Below are 22,770 nucleotides of genomic sequence, written 5' to 3' on the forward strand. Positions count from 1 at the left end.
GGGGTGCGGGTTCCGGGTGGTGACCGGCGTCCTCAGTTTAGTCCTTCACCCCGCACCGCCGTTGCCCGCCGGCCGGCCCCGACGCCCCGTTCCCCCCCCCCGGGTGGCGCCCGTGCCCACCCAGCGATCGCCCCGGCCCCGCCAGCCCAGTGTCGCCGCCCGGGCCAGCATGTACCCCACGCCGAAGGCGAGCCACAGCCAGACGATCCCGCTGTTCCCCGTCAGCCCTGCGACCCGGACCAGATGGAGCAGCGGCAGGTACACCACCAGGGTCACCAGGCCGGCGATCGCCAGGTAGCGGGCATCGCCCGCGCCGATGAGGACGCCGTCGAGCACGAAGACGAGCCCGGCGACCGGCTGGGAGGCGGCCAGTACCCAGAGCCCCGCGGCGAACGCGGCCTGCACGGCGGGATCGGTGGTGAAGATCCAGCCGATGAAGGGGGCCACGGCAGCAAGGCAGGCACCCGTGAGGACACCGAAACCCACACCCCAGCCGATCATGCGCCGGGTCAGCGCATGTGCGAGGTTCTTGTTCCCGGAGCCGAGTTCCTTCCCGATCAGGGCCTGCGCGGCGATGGCCAGGGCGTCGAGCGCGAAGGCGAGGAAGGAGAACACCGTCATGACCAGCTGGTGGGACGCCAGGTTCAGGGGCCCCTGCGCCGTCGCCACGACCACCGTGGCCAGGATCGCCACCCGCAGGGACAGGGTGCGGAGCATGAGCCACGACCCCACCCGGGCCGTGGCGCGGACACCCCGGAGGGTCGGCAGGAGCGGAACCCGCTCCCGGCGCGAGGCGCGCACGATCATCACCACGTACACCGCGGCCATGCCCCACTGGGCGAGACTCGTGCCGAGCGCCGCACCGGCCACGGACATCCCCGCCCCGTACACCAGCACGTAGTTGAGCACGATGTTGGCCCCGAATCCCGCGCCGGCCACGATCAGCGGCGTCCTCGTGTCCTGCAGCCCGCGCAGCACGCCGGTGGCGGCCAGCACCACCAGCATCGCGGTGAGGCCGGGCATGGACCACCGCAGGTAGTCGACGGCGAAGGCGTGCACGGCGCCCTCGGCACCGAGCAGCGAGGCCACGGTGGGCGCACCGATCCACCCCGCGACGGACAGCAGGACCCCGAGCACGACGGCGAGGCCCACGCCGTCGCGCCCCGCGGCGAGCGCATCTGGCAGCCGCCCTGCGCCGAGCAGGCGGGCCACGGCGGGGGTGGTGGAGTAGGCGAGGAAGATCATGAGCCCGACGGCGGTCTGCAACACCGTGCTCGCGAGGCCCACCCCGGCGAGCTCGTCGACGCCGAGGTGCCCCACGATCGCCGAGTCTGCCAGCAGGAAGAGTGGTTCGGCGATGAGAGCACCCAGTGCCGGGACGGCGAGCCGGAGGATACTCCGGCTCAGCTGACGATTGGTGGGCAGGGTCTCGGACACCTGACCAGAGTAGGCGCGACGGCACCAGGGTTTAACCTGGGGAAGGATCATCCGCCCAGCCAGGGAAGCCATGAAACTCCACGTCAAGCACTACCTCACCGGATTGGCCCTGCTGTTCCTCAGCACGCTCTTCGTGCCGCAGGCAGTCGCCGATTTCGCGCATTCGGCCTCGACCGGCGCCCCGGTCCCCGACCGGTCGCCGTTCCTCCTGGTGATCGGCCTGCTGATCATCCTCGCCGCCGTCGCCATCATCGGGCGCGGGTACTGGCTGGCGCACCGCAACGGGACGCCGCGTACCCACCCCGAGGACGATCCGGACGAACCGCTCCTGCGGCCCGGGTACGGGCCGGCGTCCTCGCAGTCCGAGACCTGGCGTGAGCACCCGCTGCGCAGGAGCACGCGGGATCCTGAGTAGTCCGGTGCCGTCGTGGCGGGCCACTCATTCGAAGTGCGTGGTCGTGGGTCCCTGACCCAGTGACTGCAGCACGGACGCCGCGACGTCGCGCAGCTTCACGTTCCTGGCGCTGGACGCCGTCTTCAGGATGGTCATCGCAGCCTCCTGAGAGCACCTGTTCTGTCCCATGATCACGCCCACGGCCAGGTCGATCGTGGTTCTGCTCTCCATGGCGGCGCGCATGTCCGCGCGCGATTCCGTCAGCTTCGCGATCCGGACGGCCAGACGGAGGGAGGCGGACACCTCCTCCGCGACCTTCTCCGCCTCGGAGATCAACTCGTCGCTGAAGGCGTCGACGTTCGGGGAGTAGAAGTTGAGGGCCGCGGCGGCGTCACCCTCGAGGGGGATCGGTACCCCGAGGGCGGATCGGATGCCCTGTCCGCTGATGGCGTTGCTGTACTCGACGAACCGCTCCTCGGCGGCGAAGTCCCGGACGTGGTAGACGGCGTCCTCCCGGGCGGCGCGGAGGCACGGGCCGTCGTTGTACTCGTACTGCAGTTCGTCCATGCGCTGGGCGGTGGGGCTGTTGCTCGCCATGGTCACCTTGGTGCGCGCCCTGACGAGGGTGACCCCGCACAGTACTTCGTCGTCGCCGCTGGACAGGCTGTGCCCTGCCATGGTGACCAGCTTGGTCAGGAACTCCTCGACGTCCTCGCTCTCGAGCACCATGTCCTGCAACAGGCGAGGGGCCGCGGGACCCCCGTCTTTCCCACGATCAACCAACCGGCAAACCTTTGACTCGACCCGCCGTCACGCGCGATGCGGGGGCGGGGGGAAGGTGATGGGTCGCCTGCTGCTAAACGACCACAGTGATACTACCCAATCCTGCACCCGGTCCGCCCACCGGCAGGAGGCGGCGGGCCGGCTACCGGGTCCGGTGGGAGCGTGGTCGGAGGGGGACCGGATCGTCCGGGCGGGCGATCGGGGACGACTCGCGGCGCCCCGGCTGCCTCCCGCCCGGGGCACCGGACGCCGGGGAGGTCCGGCCGTGCGCGTCGAACGACGCACTGTAGCTGTAGGGTGCACGGCAGCACGGCGCGCTTCCCGTCATCGCCCGGTCGTCGAGCAGCTCGTTGACGGCCTGCGCCACGCAGTCGCGCTCCTGCATCGACAGGACCATGAGGCCGTGGAGGTAGGCCTCCACCTCCATCTCGCCCACGATCCCGCCCATGTTCACGAAGTGGTCCCAGACGGAGGCGATGGACAGCTCGGCGTGCCCCATGGCCGTGCGGGTGTGGAGGCTCTGCATCGGGTGGACCCTTCGGACGACGTACGTGCGCAGCCGGGCCGGAGCTCCTGCTCCGGAGCAGCATGGGGGGCCCCCTCCGACGGCCGGCTTCATGGACGTCGGACGGCGCCACCAGGTTCCGGGGGCCTCGGTCCGATCCATTCTGACACCCGCCGTCCCGCCGTACCGTGCCCGCTACGAGAACGGGTGAAGTGGTGGCCACTGCCGGCATGTGCTAGGTGAGCGACCAGTACGGTACTCCTGTCCCCACCATCGGGCAGGACGGGATCGCGATGGGAGATGATGCAGGGGACCATCTACGACGCGGAGGAACGAATCATGCACAGCACCGGGCCCGGCCGGGAACCCGCCCTCTCCGATCAGCTGCTCACCGAGCCGTACCGCGACCCCCGGTTCGACGGCGCCACGGATCCCGTGCTGGTCCAGGACCGGGAGAACGGGCGGTGGCTCATGTTCTACACCCAGCGCAGGGCCTCCGAGGAGGACCTCGGCGGTGTCGAGTGGGTCCACGGTTCGGAGATCGGGGTGGCCGGATCACATGACGGCGGCGAGACGTGGTCCTACGCCGGTACCGCTGACCTGGACGCCCCGGGACTGGAGCACCCGATCACCCGGTGGGCTCCCGACGTCGTGCGGATCGGGGACCGCTGGTACATGTTCCTCACGCTCCTGGGCGGTCACCACGAGGAGTGGACCGGGCGGGCGGTCATCGCCCAGTACAGGAGCGACGACCTCTCCTCCTGGGAGTTCCAGGCCTACCTGGACCTCGGTTCCGAACGCGTGATCGACGCCGCCGTGGCCCGCTGCGAGGACGGCCTGTACCGGTTGTGGTTCAAGGACGAGACGCGCGGTTCCCGCACCTTCGCAGCCACCTCGGCCACCCCGTGGCTGCCCGGGAGCTGGCGCCTCGAAGGACTCGTGATCGACGGCCGCGCCCACGAGGGCCCGAAGGTGTTCCGGCTGGGGTGCTGGTACTGGATGATCACCGACGAGTGGCGCGGGCTGGCGGTGCACAGATCGGCGGACGGCACCGGTGGGTGGGCGCGTCAGGGCCGCGACGAGGGTCTCGTCCTCACCGCCCCCGAGACGTTCGGCGGGCATCCCGTGGTCGCCCGGCACGCCGACGTCGTGGTGCAGGGGTCCCGTGCCGCGGTGGTCCACTTCACCCACCCGGAGTGGTCCGGATCGGAGCTCGACACCGTGGGACCGTCCATCGCCCACCGGCGTACCCACATCCGGGCCGCCTGGTTCCACGTCGTCGACGGCGAGCTCGTCCCGGTGGACGACGCCTGAGGGCTCGATCGCCCGCTCCCCCGGCGCCGCAGCACTCGCCCGGGACGAGCGCCACGGCGGACGGCGGGGATCACCCTTCTCGGCCTACTGTCAGTCCCGGACGAGTATGCCGTCGTCGTCGCAGTAGACGATCGCGCCGGGGCGGAAGGTGACGCCTCCGAAGACCACCTCGACGTCCTGTTCCCCCGACCCGTTCTTGCTGCTCTTCCGGGGGTTGCTGCCGAGGGCCTTGATGCCGAGCGGGGTGGTGGCGAGTTCGTGGCGGTCACGAACGGCACCGTTCACGATGACGCCGGTCCAGTTGTTCTCCGCCGCGGTGCGGGCCATCATGCCGCCCATGAGCTCGCACGCGAGCGATCCCCCTCCGTCGACGACGATGACGGCTCCGTCCCCCGGCATGGTGATGAGGTGCTTGAGGACGGTGTTGTCCTCGAAGCAGCGGACGGTCCGGACGGGCCCGTGGAAGTGATGCTCGCCTCCGAGGGATTCGAAGGGCGTGCTGACGGATTGGAGGGTCTCCCCGTACTGGTCGTAGATGTCTGCCGTGTGGATGGTCATCTGGGTCCTCGTCACGTGAAGGGGGATGGAGGTGCTGCTGGGAGTCTCGAAGACAGGTCGGGCCGGTCGGGTAGCACGCGGTTGAGGATCGTGGGGATGACGCCGCCGTCCCGCAGGAGCCGGACCTCGAGATCGGTGTCGATCGCGGCCTGCGCGCTGAACGTGCCGGCCGTCCCATGGGGTGTCCGCAGATCGACGGTGATGGTCGATCGCGGGGTGAGGGCGGAGGGCTCGGCGTCGATGCCCAGCTGGTCGCCGGGGGCGATGTTCCGCAGGACGGCGTAGTCCTCGTGGGAGATGACCAGGGGAAGGATGCCCATCCCGATGAGATTGGACCGGTGGATCCGCTCGAACCCGGTGGCGAGGACCGCACGGACACCGAGGAGCCGCTGGGCCTTGGCCGCCCAGTCGCGGGAGGACCCCATGCCGTAGCGGTCGCCGGCGATGATGACGACGGAGTCCGCTGCCGCCGCGTACTGCTGCGCCGCCTTCCAGATCGGAAGGATCCTCCCGGTGCCCGCGTGCACGGTGTGTGCGGTGGGGGCGTCGGGGGCGAGGTAGTTGTGAAGGGACCTGTTGTGGAAGGCCCCGCGGACCATGACCTCCCAGTTGCCCCTGCGGGAGGCGAAGACGTTGAGGTCATCGCGCTGCTCCCCCCGTTCGACGAGGTGATCGGCCACGGCGCTGTCAGCCGGTATGGCGCCGGCCGGGGAGATGTGGTCGGTGGTGATGTCGTCGCCGAGGACCAGCAGCGGGTGCGCACGGTAGCTGCCCAGCAGGCTCCCCTGCGACGGGGCAGCGAACGGGGGCCGGCGCAGGATCGTGGAGGTCTCCTCCCAGGGGTAGAGGTCGCTCGTGGGCGCCTCGATCTCCGCCCACAGCTTGTTCTGGGTGGCGGCGCGGAAATCCCGTGCATAGTCGGCCGGATCGGTCGCCGAGGCGAGGACCCGTTCGACGTCGGCGGCATCGGGCCACAGGTCATCCAGGTGGACCGGGACACCGCCGGCCGTCACCTGGACGGGCTCGGTGGTGAGGTCGCGCCGGGCATCTCCGGCGAGGGCGTAGGCGATGACCATGGGTGGGGACAGCAGGAATCCGAGGTCGAGGTCGGGGTGGACCCGGCCGGGGAAGTTCCTGTTGCCGGAGAGGACGGCGACGGGTGCGGCGTACCCGCCGGTGAGGGCGTCGTCCATGGTGCGGGTCAGCGGCCCGGAGTTGCCGATGCAGGTGGCACATCCGAAGCCCACGATGTCGAACCCGACGAAGGAGAGGTCCTCGACGAGACCCGCACGTGACAGGTAGCTGGCGGCGGCGGGCGAACCGGGGGCCAGGGAGGTTTTCACCCAGTCGGGGACGACGAGCCCGAGCTCACGTGCCCTGCGGGCGAGCAGACCTGCGGCGACGAGCAGGGCGGGGTCGGAGGTGTTGGTGCAGCTGGTGATCGAGGCGATGGCCACGGGGAAGTCCGGGAGCGCGGACCCGGTCGCGAGCCGGGGAGCCGGTTCCTGTGCGAGGGCGTGCGGGACCTGGCCGAGGGGCAGGAGGTCCTGGGGACGGCGGGGGCCGGCGGCGAACGTGGTGAGCCCGGCCAGATCGATCTCGAGGGTGCGCGTGTAGGCCGGGGTCGCGGCAGGATCGAACCAGAGGCCCATCTGCCTGGCGTAGGCCTCGACGAGATCGACGTGGGCGGCATCGCGTCCGGTGGATCGTAGGTAGGCGAGGGTGTGGTCGTCGATCGGGAAGTAGCCGGTCGTCGCCCCGTACTCGGGGGCCATGTTCGCGACGACGGCACGCTGCCCGACGGTGAGGGTGCTCACGCCAGGCCCGTGGAACTCGACGAACTCCCCCGCGACGCCCATGGCGCGCAGCTCATGGGTGACGGCCAGGGCCAGGTCCGTGGCGAGCACCCCGGCCGGCAGGGAGCCGGTGAGCCGGACGCCGACGACGTCGGGGATCCGCATGGTGGTGGGCATGCCGAACATGACCGTCTGTGCCTCCAGCCCGCCGACGCCCCAGCCGAGGACGCCGAGCCCGTTGATCATGGGCGTGTGGCTGTCGGTGCCGATCATGACGTCCGGGACCGCCCAGAGCACACCGTCGCGCTCCTCGGTGGTCACGACGGTCGCGAGCTGCTCGAGATTGATGGTGTGCATGATGCCCGTGCCGGGGGGATTGATGTGCACACCGTCCATCGATGCGGCGGCCCACTTCAGGAACCGGTACCTCTCCCTGTTGCGCCGGATCTCGTGATGGAGGTTGCGTCCCGGGGCATCGGCGCGCCCGAACTCCTCGACCGCGAGGGAGTGGTCCACCGAGATCTGCACCGGGAGCAGGGGACTGAGGACTCCCGGATCACCGCCGGCCTCCGCGACCGCGTCGCGCATCGCCGCGATGTCCACCAGGGCCGGCGTACTCGTCGTGTCGTGCATCAGGACCCTTCCAGGCAGGACGTCGATCTCCGCCGCGCTGCTGCGTCTCCCCACCCAGCCCCGCAGCGCGGACAGCGCCTGCTCCCGCTCGCTCCCCCGCATCGTCCGGCCGATGTTCTCGAGCAGCAGACGCAGGACGACCGGCATGCGCTGCAGGTCACCACCGGCCAGGGCGGCGAGATCGGTCACCCGGAGATCGGCCCCCGGCCGATGCAGCACGGTGTGCGCGGAACTCGGTCCGGGCTCTCCCACTGGTCCTCCTCCATTACAGAACGGCATATGACTGAGTTATAGGTTATAACCTGTAAGTCCTGGCTACAATACCGAGGGGTACACACCATCGGACGTAGGAGCAGGGGCGATGTCGTTGACGACAGGGATCTTCACGAAGAACGACTACGCCTACGCCGAAGTACGTTCCCGCATCCTCACGGGAGAACTGGAACCCGGCTCGGTGATCAGCCAGGCCCGACTGGCCCAGGAGCTGGGCGTGAGCACCACACCGTTGCGTGAGGCCATCCGCCGCCTCGCGGCGGAGGGCATGATCCTGCTCGAGGCTCATCGGGATGCACGGGTGAGCGCCGTCTCGGCCCACGAGGCCAAGCACCTCCACGAGGTGAGGGAGAGCGTCGATCCGCTGGCAGCCGGACTCGCCGCCGAGCGCCGGACGGAGGAGCAGCTGGAGCTGATGGGGCAGGCGCTGCGTCAGCTGACCCCGCTGCGGAGCACCACCACCCTGGATGCCCTGATGGCGCACCGCGAGTTCCACCGGGCGGTGTACCGCGCCTCGGGCAATGCGATCCTCGTGGACATCCTCGAGCACCTGTGGGACAAGTCCGACCGGTACCGCCTGATCGGCCTGCGGGCGAGAGCCGACTCCCCCGACGACAGCACCAGGATCGAGGGGGAGCACGAGGAGATCCTCGCGGCGGTGACGGCGGGCGACTCCGCGAGGGCACACGACGCCATGCGACTGCACGTCAGGCACAGTTTCGGACGCCATGCGATCACGGCGCTGGAGGACGGATCGACGCCGGACCGGGCGACACGTGGTGCATGAGGGTCGTAACGTGCTGGACATCACAGGACTTCGGTTATAACTTATAGTCCCTTGCTGCTTCCCGGCTCCACCGGGAGACGGCTTCACCTTCCGACGCCGTAGGGGATCCACCACATTGGCACATGCTCCACGAACCACCGTCCACCGTACCGGCCGGGCCGGCGTCCTCGCCATCCTCGGAATCCTCGTCGGGGCGACCGTCGTGGGTGCCGCGGTCACCGACGCGGCGACCAGTGGTACCGGTAACGACGCCCGGGCCAGGCTCAACCTGATCGCCCCCGCAGGGGCAGGCGGCGGATGGGACACCGCGGCGAGGGAACTCCAGACCTCCATGCGCTCCTCCGGGATCGTGAACAACCCGCAGGTGGTCAACATCCCGGGTGCAGGTGGCACGATCGGCCTGAGTCAGGTCGCCGGGATGGAGGGCGAGGCATCCACGATGATGGTCACGGGCATCACCATGCTCGGTGCCATCGCCATCAACAGCTCCGACTCGACCCTCCAGGACGTCACGCCGATCGCGCGTCTCGCGGACGACTACGACGTCGTCGTCGTCCCCGCGGACTCCCCCATCCAGGACATGGAGGACCTCATCGAGGCCTGGACGGCGAACCCGGCGACCTTCGCCTTCGGTGGTGGATCCCTCGGGAGCGTGGACCAGATGATCATCAGCCAGCTGGCACGCGAGAGCGGGATCAGCCCGAGCGACGTGAACTACATCGCCTACTCGGGCGGTGCCGAACTGGCCACGTCACTGCTCTCGGGGACCATCAAGGCCTCGGTCAGCGGCAACACCGACTTCGCCCCGCAGGTCGAGTCCGGCTCGTTGCGTGCCCTCGCCGTCTCGGCTCCGGAACCGGTGGAGAGCATCGATCTCCCCACCCTGGTGGAGCTGGGGTACGACGTCTCCCTCACCAACTGGCGGGGCATCGTCGCGCCTCCGGGCATCACTGACGAGCAGCGGACGGAACTGGAGACGATCGTCTCCGAGGCCGTCGAGACGCCGGAGTGGCAGAGCGCCGTCGAACGCAACCAGTGGACGGACACGTTCCTGGTCGGGGACGAGTTCAGCCGGAGCCTCGAGGCGGAGACCGAGTTCGTCAACGGCATCTGGGCCGAACTCGGCTACTGATCACCCACCCTTCCCACTCACCCAGCAAGCCGAGGAACACCATCATGAGCATTTTCGCGGGCTACGCCCACACACCCGAGGGCGAAGCAGCCCTGGACCATGCCGTGGGGCTCGCCCTGAAGGACGGCGTGGAGCTGATCGTCTTCGACCTCGACGAGAAGACGTCCGACGCCGACCGCGTCTACACACCACATGCGGACTCCCCCGCCGTGGCACGCGTCCGGCAGAGCGGTGTGGATCACCGCTGGCTGGCACGCAGTGACCGCAGCGACGACGCCCCGGACGAGCTGCTGGACGCCGCGCAGGCCCTCGATGCCACCACGATCGTGATCGGCCTCCGCAGCCGCTCGCGTGTGGGCAAGTTCCTCCTCGGCTCGAACGCCCAGCGCATCCTGCTCGGCGCACGCGTCCCCGTGATCGCCGTGAAGGCCGCGCACGATGAGTTCTGACACCACGCAGCACGCGCCCGACGCCGCACGCCAGGAGCCCCCGCGCGGTTTCTTCGCCGGGCGGAGCGAGCTGGTCCTGGCCCTCCTCGTCGCCGGGGTGGGGGCCTACCTCACCATCGGTGTCGTCACGATGGACGTCCCCCCGGGTGCCCGGCCCCCGGGCCCGCAGTTCTTCCCCGTGCTGATCGCCATCGCCTCCTTCGTGCTGGCCGCGCTCCTCGCCGTGCAGACCTTCCGGCATCCCGAGCCGGCGAGCGCTCCCGCTGCCGCCCCGGCCGGGTCCGCCCCCCGGTACAGGACGCACAGTGACTGGAAGTCCCTCAGCATGGTTCTCGTCGCCTTCCTGGCGTTCTGCCTCCTCCTCGAACCCGTGGGCTGGATCCTCTCGGCGGCGCTGATGTTCTGGGCGATCTCCTACGCCCTCGGTAGTCGCCGACGCTACTTCGACCCCGCGCTGGCCCTCGTGTTCTCCTCCTTCATCCAGGTGGCGTTCTCCGCCGGACTGGGACTCGCCCTGCCCTCCGGCATCCTGGAAGGAATGTTCTGATGGACTCCCTCGATCTCCTGCTCGGCGGTTTCGCGCAGGCCCTCACCCCCATGAACCTGCTCTGGGTGTTCATCGGGGCGTTCCTGGGCACCGCCGTCGGGGTGCTCCCCGGCCTCGGATCGGCCATGGCGGTGGCCCTGCTGCTGCCCGTGACCTTCAGCCTCGACCCGGTGGGCGCGTTCATCATGTTCGCCGGCGTGTACTTCGGCGGGTTGTTCGGCGACTCCACCATGGGCATCCTGATGAACACCCCGGGTGGCAGCACCGCGATCGCCACCACCTTCGAGGGCCATCGGATGGCCAAGGACGGCCGCGCGCCCCAGGCCCTGGCCACCTCGGCCATCGGCGCGTTCATCGGTGGCATCATCGCCACCACCCTCGTGGTGTTCTTCGCCCCGCGCCTGGCCGAGCTGGCAGTCCTCTTCGGACCGGGCGAGTACTTCGCCCTGGCCATCTTCGCCTTCGTGGCCACGGCGTCGGTGGTCTCCGACTCCGTGACCAAGGGACTGTCCGCCCTGGTGATCGGGCTGACCCTGGCCGTCATCGGCATCGACGGCATCTCCGGTGCCGCCCGCTTCACCCTCGGTGTCCCGGAACTGTTCGACGGCGTGAGCATCATCGTGATCACCGTGGGCATCCTGGCCCTGGGCGAGGTGTTCCACGTGGCCTCCCGCATCCACCGCGACCCCGTGCTCACCTCGATCGCCATCTCGGCCCGCCCGTACCTCTCGAAGGCCGAGTTCCGCGAGGCACTCCCGGCGTGGCTCCGGGGAACCGCCTTCGGTGTCCCCTTCGGTGTGATCCCGGTGGGCGGGGCCGAGGTTCCCACCTTCATGGCGTACGGCACGGAACGCACCCTGGACCGCAAGCGCAGGACCCCGAAGTTCGGTAGCGGCGCCATCCGCGGTGTGGCCGCCCCGGAGGCCGCGGGCAACGCCACCTCCGGTACGGCGATGGGTGCGCTCCTGGCCCTCGGCCTGCCCACCTCCGCGACGGCGGCGATCATGCTCGCGGCGTTCCAGCAGTACGGCCTGCAGCCCGGGCCGCTGCTGTTCGAACGCAGCCCCGACCTGGTGTGGGCGCTGCTGGCGAGCCTCTTCGTGGGGCTCGTGATGCTGCTCATCCTGAACCTGCCGTTCGCGCCGATCTGGGCCAAGCTGATCCTGGTGCCGAAGCCCTACCTGTACGCGGGGATCTCGGTGTTCTGCGCCCTGGGCGTCTACGCCACCTCGGCCGCCGTGTCCGATCTGCTCCTGGTGTTCGGGATCGGCTTCGTGGGTTTCCTGCTGCGCCGCTACGGCTTCCCCCTGGCACCCGTGATGATCGGCGTGGTCCTCGGCCCGCTGGCCGAGACGAGTCTGCGCAACGCCCTCGCCTCCAGCGGCGGGGACGCCACCGTGCTGATCTCCAGCGGGATCTCCATCACCCTCTACGGCATCCTGGCCCTGGTGATGGTCTACGGCATCACGCGGAAGATCCGCGCCCGGCAGATGCAGGACGTCTGATCCACCCTCGGGAGGCGGTGTCCCGGTGATCGGCCGGTCCGCCGCCTCCTGAGGGCCCGGGGTGGCAGGACACCGGGCCCTGCGGCCCTCCTCGGATGTTCCCGCTCACACCCGGCGCCGAAGGGTGACGCTTCCTGTCCACCGGCCGATAGTGCCCAGGGAACATCTTTGCCGTCAGCCCCGAGGAACTCCATGACCGTCGACTCCGTCCTGTCCCCTGCGCACATGGAGGCGATGCGTCGCCACCACGTAACGGTCACCGGACAGCCCGCAGGCCCCGTGCTGCTGTTCGCCCACGGGTTCGGGTGCGACCAGAACATGTGGCAGCGCCTGCTCCCCCACTTCACCGACCGGTACCAGGTGGTGCTCTTCGACCACATGGGCTCGGGCAACTCGGACCAGGCCGGGTACGACGCCGGGAAGTACTCGGATCTCGACGGGTACGTCTCGGACATCCTGGAGCTCTGCGCGGCCCTGGACCTCCGCGACGTGACGCTCGTGGCACACAGCGTGGCCACCATGATGGCGATGGTGGCCGCCGGGGCGGAGCCGGAGCGGTTCTCCCGGCTGGTGCTCGTGGCGCCGTCCCCCTCCTACATCGACGACCCCGCCGCCGGCTACGTGGGCGGCTTCACGCGGACGGACATCGACGACCTCCTGAACTCGCTGGACAGCAACTACTTCGCATGGTCCGCCGCCGTTGCGCCCATGGTCATGGGCAACCCCGGGACGCCGGAGCTCGGCGAGGAGCTCACCGCGAGCTTCTGCCGCACGAATCCCGACACCGCACGGAACTTCGCCCGGGTCTCGTTCCTCTCCGACATCAGGGACAGTCTCGCCTCGGTCCGGACACCCGCGCTGATCCTGCAGTGCTCCGACGACATGCTGGCCCCGCTCGAGGTGGGCCGGTACCTGCAGGAGCACCTCGCCGGGAGCGAGCTCGTGCAGCTGCGGGCATCGGGCCACGTGCCCCAGGCCAGTGCCCCGGAGGAGACGGCCACCGCCATCCTGGGGTACCTGGAGCGGCAGCCGTGACGGATCCCGACTACGAGCAGTTCTTCCAGCAGGCACCCTGCGGCTACCTCCTGCTCGACGACGACGGATCCATCGGGATGGTCAACGACACCTTCCTGCACTGGACCGGTCATCGGCGTGAGGACCTGGTGGGCAGCAAGCTCGAACGGCTCCTCCCCGTGGGTGACCGTCTCCTCTTCTCCACGCACTGCGTGCCCCAGCTGAAACTCTCCGGTGCGGTGTCGGAGGTGTCACTGGAGGTGCTCGACGTCGAGGGCAAGCGCAGGGCCGCCCTGCTGACCGCGGTCCGGACCGGCGGGACGGGCGGGCCGGGAAGCACCAAGGTGATCGTCTTCAGCGCCCATGAGCGGCGCAAGTACGAGCTCGAGCTCGTCGAGGCCCGGCGCAGTGCCGAGGACTCCGAGGCGCGAAGCGCCAAGGCGGAAGCCGGCCTGCAGCACCTCGCCCTCCACGACACCCTCACCGGCCTCCGGAACCGGGCGGGCCTGGCCTCCACGCTCGAGGCCGCACTGGCCGAGCGCGGGACCCTGGAATCGGAACTGGCGGTCCTCCTCCTGGACCTCGACCGCTTCAAGGCGGTCAACGACAGCCTGGGGCACGGCGCCGGGGACGAACTTCTCGGAATCGTCGCCGAACGGCTGGCGGCCACGGTGCGGACCTCCAGTACCGTGGCCCGGTTCGCGGGGGACGAGTTCGTGGTGCTCGAACACGTGGCCGGGCTCGAGGAGGCAGGGCACCTCGCCGATCGCATCCTCGACACGCTGAGCGCCCCCATGGTGATCGAGGGTCTCGAGGTGGTGTGCTCCGCGAGCATCGGCGTCGCCCTCGCGGACCGGGAGCACACCACCCTGGACCGGTTGCTGCGTGGCGCGGACATCGCGATGTACCAGGCGAAGGCCGACGGCCGGAACACGTGGACGGCCCACGATCCCACGGAGGCGGATCCGGCGGTCAACCGGCTGCAGCTGCTCGGTGAGCTGCGGACCGCGATCAGCGCCGACCAGCTCCGTCTGCACTACCAGCCCCGCATGGATCTGGCGACGGGGAGGATCAACAGTGTCGAGGCGCTCGTACGCTGGCAGCACCCCACCCGGGGCCTCCTGCAACCCGTGGACTTCATCGACCTCGCCGAGGAGTCCGGTCTCATCCGTCACCTCGGGGCGTGGGTGCTCGAGGAAGCGGTGGCGCAGAGCGCTCGCTGGCGCAATCTCTCCCCCGAGCAGCAACCGGTGGACATGGCGGTCAACCTCTCCACCCGCCAGCTCCTCGACCCGGAACTGCTCGAACTGGTCTCCGGTGCGTTGAGCCGCCACGCGGTGGATCCCGGTCAGCTGACCCTCGAGATCACGGAGACCGCGCTCATGGAGAATCCCGTGATGGCACTGGAGATCCTGACGGCACTCAAGGACCTCGGTGTCGGCCTGGCGATCGACGACTTCGGGACGGGGTACGCCAGCCTGACCTACCTGAAGGACTTCCCCATCGACGAGCTGAAGATCGACCGCTCGTTCGTCCAGGGACTCGGTGGGGACGACGGCGACAGCGCGATCGTCTCCAGCTGGCCCATGCCGTCGGGATCCGCGCGGTGGCCGAGGGCGTGGAGACACCGGGTCAGCAGTCCGCGCTGCTGGACCTCGGCTGCGACCTGGCGCAGGGCTTCCACTACAGCCGGCCCCTGGCCCCGGAGGCCCTGGCCTCCTGGGTGGGCGCCCACGGCTCCCGCGTCGCGTCCTCGAGCACCTCCGCAGGAACGCACCCGTCCGGGACGGAGGACGTCGACGCCCTCATCGACGATCTCCGGACCACGATCGGGAACCGCACCCCGCAGCAGTAGCCGAGGACGCGGCACCCGGGTGTCAGGAACCGGCAGTCCCCGGACCGGTGACCACACAGCCGGCGTCCAGTCGGAGGAGATGATCGGCGGCCCGGAGGGCGACGTCGTCGTGGGAGACACAGACGACGGTGGCTCCCCGGGACTTCTCGGCCGCCAGCACCTCGGTCACGACGGCGCGCGATGACGAGTCCAGCCCCGTGGTGGGTTCGTCCAGGAGCACCAGATCCGCCTGTCGGGCCAGACCCTGCGCGAGGAAGGCCCGCTGCCGCTGCCCGCCCGACAGCGCGTGCAGCGGTCGGCCCCGGTACCCGTCCAACCCCACCAGGCCGATGCAGTCGTCGATGATGACCTGGTCCGTGCGCCGGAGGCGTCGCCACAGTCCGACGTCGGCCCATCTGCCCATGGCGACCACGTCCCGGACGGTCAGCGGTATGCGGTCCGGGACCTCGCTGCGCTGCACCACGAGGGCGGTGCTCCTCCGATGAGGCAGGGAGACTCCACCGCTGCGTGGCGGGAGGATCCCGGCGAGGACTCCGAGCAGCGTGGACTTGCCCGATCCGTTGGGTCCGGCCACCGCGGTGATGCAGTGGGGATGGATTCTGGCGGACACCCCGCGGAGTGCATCGACGCCGTCGTGGTCCACCCAGACGTCGTCGAGGACGATGCCGCCTCCCGCGGGAGGCAGGGAGAGCTGCGGGCCGGGTCCGGTGGTGAGCATCACCAGAACCTATCACGGTTGAGAATGAGTCTTATTTGTGCCTAGTGTGGCGCATGCTCGTTCTCCTCGATCCCTTCAGCGCCGACTTCATGCTGCGCGCGCTGATCGGTGGGTCCCTCTGTGCGGCCGTCTGTGCCGTGGTGGGTACCTGGGTGGTGATACGGGGGATGGCCTTCCTGGGCGAGGCCATGGCCCACGGCATGCTCCCCGGTGTGGCCCTGGCCACCCTGTCCGGCCTCCCCGTGGTCCTGGGTGCCGCCGCGAGCGCGATCGTCATGAGTCTGGGGGTGAGCATCCTCACCCGGCGTGGGCGGCTCTCGCACGACACCAGCATCGGCCTCTTCTTCGTCGGCATGCTGGCCGCGGGGGTGATCATCATCTCCCACTCACGCAGCTTCGCCACCGATGCCACGGCGATCCTCTTCGGGGACGTGCTGGCCATCAGCGGCAACGACCTGTGGTTGCTGGGCGCAGCCCTCCTCGTCACGATCACCGTCGCCGCCGGCTTCCACCGGGCCTTCGTGGCCCTCGTCTTCGACCGCCGGGTGGCACACGTGATGGGGCTGAGGCCACGCACGGCCCAGCTGCTCCTGGTGGGCCTGGTCACCCTCGCCGTCGTCGCCTCCTACCAGGCGGTGGGTGCGCTGCTCGTGATCGGACTGCTCCTGGCCCCCGCCGTCGCCGCGGCGGCCTGGACCACCCGCATCCCCGGCACCATGGTGCTGGCAGCCGGGATCGGCGCGCTGGCGGTGTTCTGCGGTCTCCTCCTCTCCTGGTACCTCGGTACCGCGGCGGGTGCCTCGATCGCCCTGTCCGCCATCGCCTCCGCCGCACTCTCCACCCTGCTCCGCGGCCTCACGCGCCGCCGGCCCTCGCCGGCGTCCGTTCCCCGCACCACCTCCCGTCCCTCCGCCGCATCACAGGAAGACCTCCGTGCCGACGCCTGACAGACTGCTCGTCCCGCTCACCCTGCTCATCACCCTCACCCTGACGTCCTGCTCGGCGCCGGATCCTGCGGATCCCGCACCGTCCACGGCAACCGCGGCCGAGGATCCCGCCGGCGGCTCCGCCGAGCCTCCTCTCGGTGACGGCCACGGCGCCATCGATGGTGCCGCCGAGGTGGCCGAGCCACAGCTGCACCTCATCACCCTCGACCCCGCGGGTTCGGTCGAGTTGCTCGATCTCGCCGACGAGACCCGCACCACCCTCGGCGAGGTCCCGGGAACCACTGCCACCTCCACCGACGGGCGCTACCTCTTCGCCTCGTCCGCGGAGGGCACACTGACCGTCATCGACAGCGGGGTGTGGACCTGGGACCACGAGGACCACTTCCACTACTACCGGGCGGAACCGCGGATCGTCGGGACGGTCGAGGGAGACGGAGAAGCCGTGGTGACCCCCGGTGACTCCGGCACGGGGGTGTTCTTCCCGGACAGCGGCGAGGGAATGATCCTCGACAAGGACGCGCTCGGCAAGGGCGAGATCTCCACGGTCACGCAGGTGAGCACGGACCCGCACACCGGCATGTTCGTACCGCTCCCCGGATCCCTGCAACTACTCACCGGAGCGGGCCCCGACGGCACCGGGGACACCGTGCAGGCCTATGACGCGGACGGCCGGGCCGTCCCGGATGCGAGCGCGGAGTGCGTGGACGCCCAGGGAACCATCACCACCCGGGTGGGTACCGTGATCGGCTGCGACGACGGCGCTCTCCTCGCCACGGTGTCGAACGGCGACGTGGAGTTCGAGCGGATCGCCTATCCGGCGGGGATCGCCGTGGACAGGGCCACCGGGTTCAGCGCCCGGAAGGGGCGCCCCACCGTGGCCGCCGTCGCCGGGGACCAGGGCCTGTGGCTGCTGGACACCCGGCAGCGCGAGTGGCAGTTCCTCGCCACCGAGCAGCCGCTCCGCCGGGTGACCGCCGTGGACGACCGCGAAGGCCATGTGGTGGCGCTGACCGACGCCGGTACTGTGCTCGTCCTCTCGTCCGGGACCGGCGAGACCATCGGCGAGACGGAACCCCTGCTGGAGGAGACCATCGCCGATCCCACACTGCTGGACGGCGTGGAACTGGTGACCGACCAGCAGCGCAGTTACCTCAATGCCCCGGCGGAGCAGCAGCTGTACGAGATCGACTTCGCCGACGATGCACGGATCGCGCGCACCTTCCCGACCGATGACGCCCCGGTCTTCTTCACGGAGACAGGGCGATGAGACGGATGCGGCACACCCTCGGCCTGGCCCTGGCCTCGGTGGTGGTCCTGGGGGTCACCGCGTGTTCCTCCGAGGGCTCGGAGGAACCGGTCATCGTGGTCACCACCAACATCCTCGGGGACGTGGTGCAGAACGTGGTGGGCGGGGAGGCGGACGTCCGCGTGCTCATGCAGCCCGACGCCGATCCGCATTCCTTCGAGATCTCGGCGCAGGAGGGGGCGATGATGCGGGCCGCCGATCTCATCGTGACCAACGGCCTGGGTCTGGAGGAGGGCCTGCAGCAGCACATCGACAGCGCCGACGCGGAGGAGGTGCCCGTCCTCGTGGCCGGCGATGCCTTCGAGCCCCTCGCGTACACCGAGGGGGATGCCGAGGGCTCACCCGATCCGCACTTCTGGACCGATCCCGGACTCATGGTGGCGGTGGTGGACGCCCTCGAGGAGCGCGTCCTCGGGATCGACGGCATGGACGCGGACATCGTCACGGCCTCCGCCGACGCCTACCGCGCGGAGCTCACAGACCTGGACACCGCCATGGTGGAGGCCTTCGCGGCGATACCGGAGGACCGGCGGAATCTCGTCACCAACCACCACGTGTTCGGGTACCTCGCCGAGCGGTACGACTTCCGGGTCATCGGCGCGGTGATCCCCGGGGGAACCACCCTCGCCTCACCGAGCGCCTCCGATCTCCGGGATCTCGTCAGCGCGATCGAGGACGCGCAGGTCACTACCGTCTTCGCCGAGTCCTCCTCGCCGGACCGGCTGGTCCAGGTCCTCGCGGACGGCGCGGACATCGACGTCGACGTGGTGGAACTCTTCACCGAATCCCTCACGAACCCCGGTGGGGGCGCAGAGACGTACCTCACCATGATGCGCACGAACACCGAGCGTATCTCCGCCGGCCTCTCACCCTGAGAGCCAGAGACAGAAGGAAAATCATGACAGCGAACCCGTTCACCAGACGGAGGCATCTGGCCCTGGCGGCGACCGTCGCCTCCTCCGCGTTGCTGCTCTCCGGCTGCAGTACCGCCGAGTCCGGCTCGGGCTCGGCCCCGGAACCGAGCACCTCGACACCGGCTGCCGCTTCGGACATCCGGACCCCGCGCGTCGCGCTGACCTACGACGGTGGCATCGTCGTGGTGGACGGCACCACCCTGGCCGTGGAGGGCGACCTCCCGATCGAGGGCTTTACCCGCCTCAACCCCGCCGGCGACGGACGCCACGCGCTGGTGACCGTGCCGACAGGCTTCCAGGTCCTGGACCTCGGCACCTGGACGGACGACTCCGGCTCGCAGCTGGCCGACCCCGAGCTGACCGACCTGGTCTTCGAGGCCGACACTGCCGGCCACGTGGTGCAGCACCACGACCACACGGTGCTCTACGCCGACGGCACGAGTGACACCACCATCTTCACCACGGCGGACCTCCTCCCCGGCGGCAATCTGCCCGAGACGGAGACCGTCGAGGGGACCAAGGCCCACCACGGCGTCTCGGTGCTCCTGGACGACGGCACCCTGCTGACCACGGTGGGCACCTCCGAGGGGCGGACCGGCATCAAGGCCCTGGACGCGGACCGCGAGGAGATCGCCTCCAGCGACGAGTGCCCGTCCGTGCACGGGGAGGGCACCACTGCGGACGAGGTGGTGGTGTTCGGCTGCAGCGACGGCGTGCTGGTGTACGACGACGGCGAGATCACGAAGCTTCCCGCCCCGGACGAGTACGGGCGCATGGGCAATGCCTACGTGAGCGACGAGAGCGCGATCGTGGCCGGGGACTACAACTCGGACCCCGACTCCGAGGGCTACCTGCTCTCGGAGCTCGTCCTGATCGACACCGGGGCGACGTCCATGGAGGTCGTGGAGCTGCCCGAGGGCGTCGAGTACACCTTCCGCGACGTGGCCCGCGGTCCGGCCGGGGAGATCCTCCTGATCGGGACCGACGGCGCACTACACACCATCGACCCGGAGACCGGCGAGGTGACGAACTCGCTGCCCGTCATCGACGCCTGGGAAGGGCCCGTCGAGTGGCAGGATCCGCACCCCGCCCTGAAGGTCCTCGGCGGCACGGCGTACATCACCGATCCCGCCACCGACCGGATCCACGCGGTGGACCTCTCCACCGAGGAAATCATCTCCTCCGAGGAGTTGCCGGGTACCCCGACCGAGGTCGCCGTCGTCACCGGCTGATCCTTCTGCAGGCCCGGCCCCCGTTCCGGCGGGTGGCGGCCCTGCGGCGTCAGACCTGCTGGAGCAGCTCCAGCTCGCGGAGCAGGTTGCGGCGAGCCGGTGCGGCCCAGAGAGCGCGCCCCTCCGCCGTACGGTACAGCGGGTCGAGGTCCACCAGGGTGCGCAGCACCGCACGGCGGCCGGCCGTGAACACCTCGTCGGGAAGCCGTGCGTACTCGGCGCGGACGGCGGCGGCGTACCGGGAGTACTCCTCCGGGGTGCCGCCCAGCACGGCGAGGTCCGCGTCCGAGAGGAGCGCTCCGGCACGGTCCTCCGGCGCCGGTGCGTGGTCCGCCGTCAGCAGGACCAGGCGCTGCACCTCGGTCACCTCACCGGCGTCGAGGTGACCGCGCAGCCGGGCTCCGGCGAGCTCGGCCGAGGCCCGCTCGTCCTCCCCCGCCACGCCCTCGTACACGGCGTCGTGGAACCACGCCGCCAGCAGCACCGGCCGCCGCAGCGCTGCGTCCGCAGGTGTCAGCAGTGCCTCCGCACCCTCGAGCACCGCCAGCAGGTGGGTGGGCGTGTGGTACTCGCGGTGCGGTTCGCTCCAGCGGTCGAGGAGTTCGGCGCCGACGTCGGAGGCACCCGGCAGGAGGGCCGCCCAGCGCGCGGTGAGTGCCGCGCGGAGCTTGGGGCGGCGTCGTCGTGCGGGGACCCGGAGACCGCTGGCCACCAGCGCGCGCACCAGCTCCGCCCCGCCGACGGCGAGCGCCCCGCGGTCCACGAGATCCCCGTAGCGGTGCTCCGGGACGTCGTAGTGGTCCTCGTCGAACGCCCGCCGGGAGATCCCGGCCGCGGCAGCGAAGGCGTGGAGCTCCGCGAGGGACGACGTCGAGACGAGGTGGGAGAACGTGGTGCCGTGCGCGGGCCAGGAGGGTGGGTCGATCAGGACGGCCATGACCAGCAGTCTAGGGCGACGGCGGAACCGGCTCGTCCCTCCGTCCGTGGTGCACCACCGCGGCGGAGGTCCCCAGCAGGGCCAGTCCGATGAGGGCGGGGGTGAACTCGACGGAGGGCATGACACCCGGCAGCGGTAGCCCCGCGTTCGAGGGGGTCCGGTCGGGATCAGCGGCCGCATCGGCATCGGCATCCGCATCGGCATGGACCATCGTGAACCCGGAGACGAAGAGGCTTTCGCGGGCGGCCTGGGCCTGGCCGATCCCGCTCAGTACCTGCCACGCCACGCCGCCCACCAGCACGGTGATCCCGGCCATCCTGAGCGAACCGGCCAACCGGAGCGGGAAGGAGGTGGTGGTGCCGCCCCGGCAGATGCGGAGGACGGTGATCCCGAGCAGCACTCCCACGGCAGCATGCGCGAGGGCACCTGCCGCCAACCAGAGGCGCGTGGCGAGACTCAGCCCCACGACGTCGAACTCCCCTGACGGAATCCACCGCCGGTGATCTCCGCGGGCGGCGGGGAAGTGATCTCGATACCGGGCACCGGCAGCGGCCTGTGGGGCTGCACCGGCAGCTGCACCGTGACGGCCGCCTCGGACAGCAGGATCCTGGCGAGGACTACGAGCACGCCGAGCACCGTCAGGAGGACGTAGATGCAGGAGAGGACCTCGAGTACGCGCAGGATCCTCGGTCTTCCGGACGTCGATGCGGCCATGCGTCCCCCCGAACGGCTCGTGAAGGTGACCCGACCCTGGTCAGACCTTCCCGTCCGGGCGAATCCGGACGGTCCGCCCGCCCCTCCTCCCGGCTAGAGTCGGAGCAGGAGACAGCGATCATCAGCGGGCAACGAGGAGCGAATCATGGCACGACGTGCACAGGTGCACCTGGTCGACGACGTCAGCGGCGAGGGCGCCCAGGAGACCGTCCGGTTCTCCCTCGACGGCACGGAGTACGAGATCGATCTCACGGGGCAGAACGCGCAGGCCCTGCGGTCCGCCCTCGCCGGCTACGTGGACAGGGGCCGGAAGGCGGGATCCGGCGGACGGCCCGCCACGTCGTCGCCCTCCACGGACAAGGCGTCGCGTGAGCAGACCCGGCAGATCCGGCGGTGGGCGCAGGACAACGGCTACAACCCCAGCGCACGCGGACGGATCACGAGGTCCATCGTCGACGCCTACAACGAGAGCCACTGATCCCCCACGCGATACTCAGCTCAGCACTCCGGCACCTCGCGCCCAGAGCTCGGCGTGGACCACCGACTCGAAGTAGCGCGTGTCCGAGAGGCCTCCCTCGGAGAACGCGGTGAGCACCCGGTCCACCGGCCCGTTCCCCACGAGGGCCACGCGGGAGTTCTGGGTGGCCTCCAGCATGGCGGCGCGCCCCGCGGGTGAGATGCCCCGCGGTTCCTGCAGGTGGATCACCACCGGCAGCGCGTAGCCGTCCGACAACGCACGGTAGGCCTCCAGGGAGGAGAGGATGGTGGGGGCCGTGAGGAACGACGACGGCGCCCACCAGTGCAGCAGCAGGCCGTGCCGTGCCTCGATGCAGTAGCTCGCCGTGCACCTGCCGCGCCATCCCGGCGCGTGTCCGTGGCCGGGGCAGGCCCTGCAGGAGGTTCTCGCGGGAGCGCGCTGTTCCACGGGTGCCTCCAGGATGGACGGATGGATCCGCTCCCCAGCGATCGACTTCTCCCACTGTGGCACGGCGCCCCACCCGCCGGCCGCGGATCGGGCCG

The 22,770-nt window shown here is 70.2% G+C and carries 23 protein-coding genes and 1 pseudogene; 14 read left to right on the plus strand and 10 right to left on the minus strand.

Features of this window, described 5'->3' with window-relative positions:
• Positions 1-45 precede the first annotated feature (45 nt).
• Entirely contained in the window at positions 46-1,488 is a 1,443-nt protein-coding gene (locus AC792_RS14825) for an MATE family efflux transporter (RefSeq protein ID WP_082177794.1), read from the minus strand.
• Between the two features lie 19 nt (positions 1,489-1,507).
• Between AC792_RS14825 and AC792_RS14830 the strand changes: the two genes are divergently transcribed.
• On the plus strand, positions 1,508-1,852 hold the full coding sequence (locus AC792_RS14830; protein ID WP_049831265.1) for a hypothetical protein: 345 nt from the start codon (positions 1,508-1,510) through the stop codon (positions 1,850-1,852).
• Between the two features lie 24 nt (positions 1,853-1,876).
• On the opposite strand, the gene AC792_RS14835 is transcribed toward AC792_RS14830, so the two are convergent.
• Together AC792_RS14835 and AC792_RS14840 are read right to left on the minus strand one after the other, a co-directional pair.
• Entirely contained in the window at positions 1,877-2,560 is a 684-nt protein-coding gene (locus AC792_RS14835) for a GAF and ANTAR domain-containing protein (protein ID WP_049831266.1), read from the minus strand.
• Positions 2,561-2,756: 196 nt separating this feature from the next.
• Positions 2,757-3,140, minus strand: coding sequence for a hypothetical protein (locus tag AC792_RS14840; protein ID WP_049831267.1), 384 nt, complete (start codon positions 3,138-3,140; stop codon positions 2,757-2,759).
• 279 nt (positions 3,141-3,419) lie between these two features.
• Between AC792_RS14840 and AC792_RS14845 the strand changes: the two genes are divergently transcribed.
• Positions 3,420-4,433: a family 43 glycosylhydrolase gene (locus tag AC792_RS14845; protein WP_235436827.1), complete on the plus strand. Its 1,014-nt coding sequence runs from the start codon at positions 3,420-3,422 to the stop codon at positions 4,431-4,433.
• 90 nt (positions 4,434-4,523) lie between these two features.
• On the opposite strand, the gene rraA is transcribed toward AC792_RS14845, so the two are convergent.
• Positions 4,524-4,991 (minus strand): ribonuclease E activity regulator RraA, encoded by a 468-nt coding sequence (rraA, locus tag AC792_RS14850; protein ID WP_049831268.1) that lies wholly within the window; start codon positions 4,989-4,991, stop codon positions 4,524-4,526.
• An 11-nt stretch (positions 4,992-5,002) separates the two neighbouring features.
• Entirely contained in the window at positions 5,003-7,672 is a 2,670-nt protein-coding gene (gene acnA / locus AC792_RS14855) for an aconitate hydratase AcnA (protein WP_235436829.1), read from the minus strand.
• Positions 7,673-7,781: 109 nt separating this feature from the next.
• Here acnA and AC792_RS14860 point away from each other — a divergent pair, with 109 nt between their 5' ends.
• From AC792_RS14860 to AC792_RS14890, 7 genes and pseudogenes are all read left to right on the plus strand, one after another.
• Entirely contained in the window at positions 7,782-8,480 is a 699-nt protein-coding gene (locus AC792_RS14860) for a GntR family transcriptional regulator (protein ID WP_049831269.1), read from the plus strand.
• A 115-nt stretch (positions 8,481-8,595) separates the two neighbouring features.
• Positions 8,596-9,612, plus strand: a complete 1,017-nt coding sequence (locus tag AC792_RS14865; protein WP_049831270.1) for a Bug family tripartite tricarboxylate transporter substrate binding protein — start codon at positions 8,596-8,598, stop codon at positions 9,610-9,612.
• 44 nt (positions 9,613-9,656) lie between these two features.
• A complete protein-coding gene (locus AC792_RS14870) occupies positions 9,657-10,061 on the plus strand; it encodes a universal stress protein (protein WP_049831271.1) in 405 nt (134 codons plus the stop codon).
• Positions 10,051-10,608 carry a tripartite tricarboxylate transporter TctB family protein gene (locus tag AC792_RS14875; RefSeq protein ID WP_049831272.1) on the plus strand — a complete coding sequence of 186 codons (558 nt, stop codon included), beginning with the start codon at positions 10,051-10,053 and terminating at the stop codon, positions 10,606-10,608. The genes AC792_RS14870 and AC792_RS14875 overlap by 11 nt, the downstream gene beginning before the upstream one ends.
• Entirely contained in the window at positions 10,608-12,113 is a 1,506-nt protein-coding gene (locus tag AC792_RS14880) for a tripartite tricarboxylate transporter permease (RefSeq protein WP_049831273.1), read from the plus strand. The genes AC792_RS14875 and AC792_RS14880 overlap by 1 nt, the downstream gene beginning before the upstream one ends.
• Before the next feature lie 192 nt (positions 12,114-12,305).
• A complete protein-coding gene (locus AC792_RS14885; RefSeq protein ID WP_235436830.1) occupies positions 12,306-13,148 on the plus strand; it encodes an alpha/beta fold hydrolase in 843 nt (280 codons plus the stop codon).
• Positions 13,145-14,982: pseudogene (locus AC792_RS14890) on the plus strand (sensor domain-containing protein). The gene AC792_RS14885 and the pseudogene AC792_RS14890 overlap by 4 nt, the downstream one beginning before the upstream one ends.
• Positions 14,983-15,004: 22 nt before the next feature.
• Here the strand turns inward: AC792_RS14890 and aztA are convergent.
• Positions 15,005-15,700, minus strand: a complete 696-nt coding sequence (gene aztA, locus AC792_RS14895; protein ID WP_049831274.1) for a zinc ABC transporter ATP-binding protein AztA — start codon at positions 15,698-15,700, stop codon at positions 15,005-15,007.
• 53 nt (positions 15,701-15,753) lie between these two features.
• Here aztA and aztB point away from each other — a divergent pair, with 53 nt between their 5' ends.
• From aztB to aztD, 4 genes are read left to right on the plus strand one after another with little or no spacing between them, the layout of a single operon-like run.
• The gene (aztB, locus tag AC792_RS14900) at positions 15,754-16,647 is read left to right on the plus strand and encodes a zinc ABC transporter permease AztB (protein WP_049831275.1); all 894 of its coding nucleotides are present in this window, start codon (positions 15,754-15,756) and stop codon (positions 16,645-16,647) included.
• Positions 16,634-17,914, plus strand: coding sequence for an ABC transporter (locus tag AC792_RS14905; protein ID WP_152916266.1), 1,281 nt, complete (start codon positions 16,634-16,636; stop codon positions 17,912-17,914). Before aztB ends, AC792_RS14905 begins: the two co-directional genes overlap by 14 nt.
• A gap of 5 nt (positions 17,915-17,919) precedes the next feature.
• Positions 17,920-18,828 (plus strand): zinc ABC transporter substrate-binding protein AztC, encoded by a 909-nt coding sequence (gene aztC / locus AC792_RS14910; RefSeq protein WP_049831276.1) that lies wholly within the window; start codon positions 17,920-17,922, stop codon positions 18,826-18,828.
• 23 nt (positions 18,829-18,851) lie between these two features.
• The gene (gene aztD, locus AC792_RS14915; protein ID WP_049831277.1) at positions 18,852-20,099 is read left to right on the plus strand and encodes a zinc metallochaperone AztD; all 1,248 of its coding nucleotides are present in this window, start codon (positions 18,852-18,854) and stop codon (positions 20,097-20,099) included.
• 49 nt (positions 20,100-20,148) lie between these two features.
• On the opposite strand, the gene AC792_RS14920 is transcribed toward aztD, so the two are convergent.
• Genes AC792_RS14920 through AC792_RS14930 form a run of 3 tightly spaced genes read right to left on the minus strand, consistent with a single transcriptional unit; the run spans position 20,149 to position 21,750 of the window.
• Positions 20,149-21,036, minus strand: a complete 888-nt coding sequence (locus AC792_RS14920; RefSeq protein ID WP_049831278.1) for a DUF4031 domain-containing protein — start codon at positions 21,034-21,036, stop codon at positions 20,149-20,151.
• 10 nt (positions 21,037-21,046) lie between these two features.
• Complete coding sequence (locus AC792_RS14925; RefSeq protein ID WP_049831279.1) at positions 21,047-21,502, minus strand: hypothetical protein; 456 nt, start codon at positions 21,500-21,502, stop codon at positions 21,047-21,049.
• Positions 21,493-21,750, minus strand: a complete 258-nt coding sequence (locus AC792_RS14930) for a hypothetical protein (RefSeq protein WP_049831280.1) — start codon at positions 21,748-21,750, stop codon at positions 21,493-21,495. Before AC792_RS14930 ends, AC792_RS14925 begins: the two co-directional genes overlap by 10 nt.
• Before the next feature lie 145 nt (positions 21,751-21,895).
• Here AC792_RS14930 and AC792_RS14935 point away from each other — a divergent pair, with 145 nt between their 5' ends.
• The gene (locus tag AC792_RS14935; RefSeq protein ID WP_049831281.1) at positions 21,896-22,228 is read left to right on the plus strand and encodes a histone-like nucleoid-structuring protein Lsr2; all 333 of its coding nucleotides are present in this window, start codon (positions 21,896-21,898) and stop codon (positions 22,226-22,228) included.
• A gap of 15 nt (positions 22,229-22,243) precedes the next feature.
• Here AC792_RS14935 and AC792_RS14940 read toward each other — a convergent pair whose 3' ends face one another.
• On the minus strand, positions 22,244-22,675 hold the full coding sequence (locus tag AC792_RS14940; protein ID WP_152916268.1) for a hypothetical protein: 432 nt from the start codon (positions 22,673-22,675) through the stop codon (positions 22,244-22,246).
• Positions 22,676-22,770 lie beyond the last annotated feature (95 nt).

The sequence above is a fragment of the Arthrobacter sp. RIT-PI-e genome (assembly GCF_001187915.1).
In the GTDB taxonomy this organism is placed as follows: Bacteria; Actinomycetota; Actinomycetes; order Actinomycetales; family Micrococcaceae; genus Arthrobacter_D.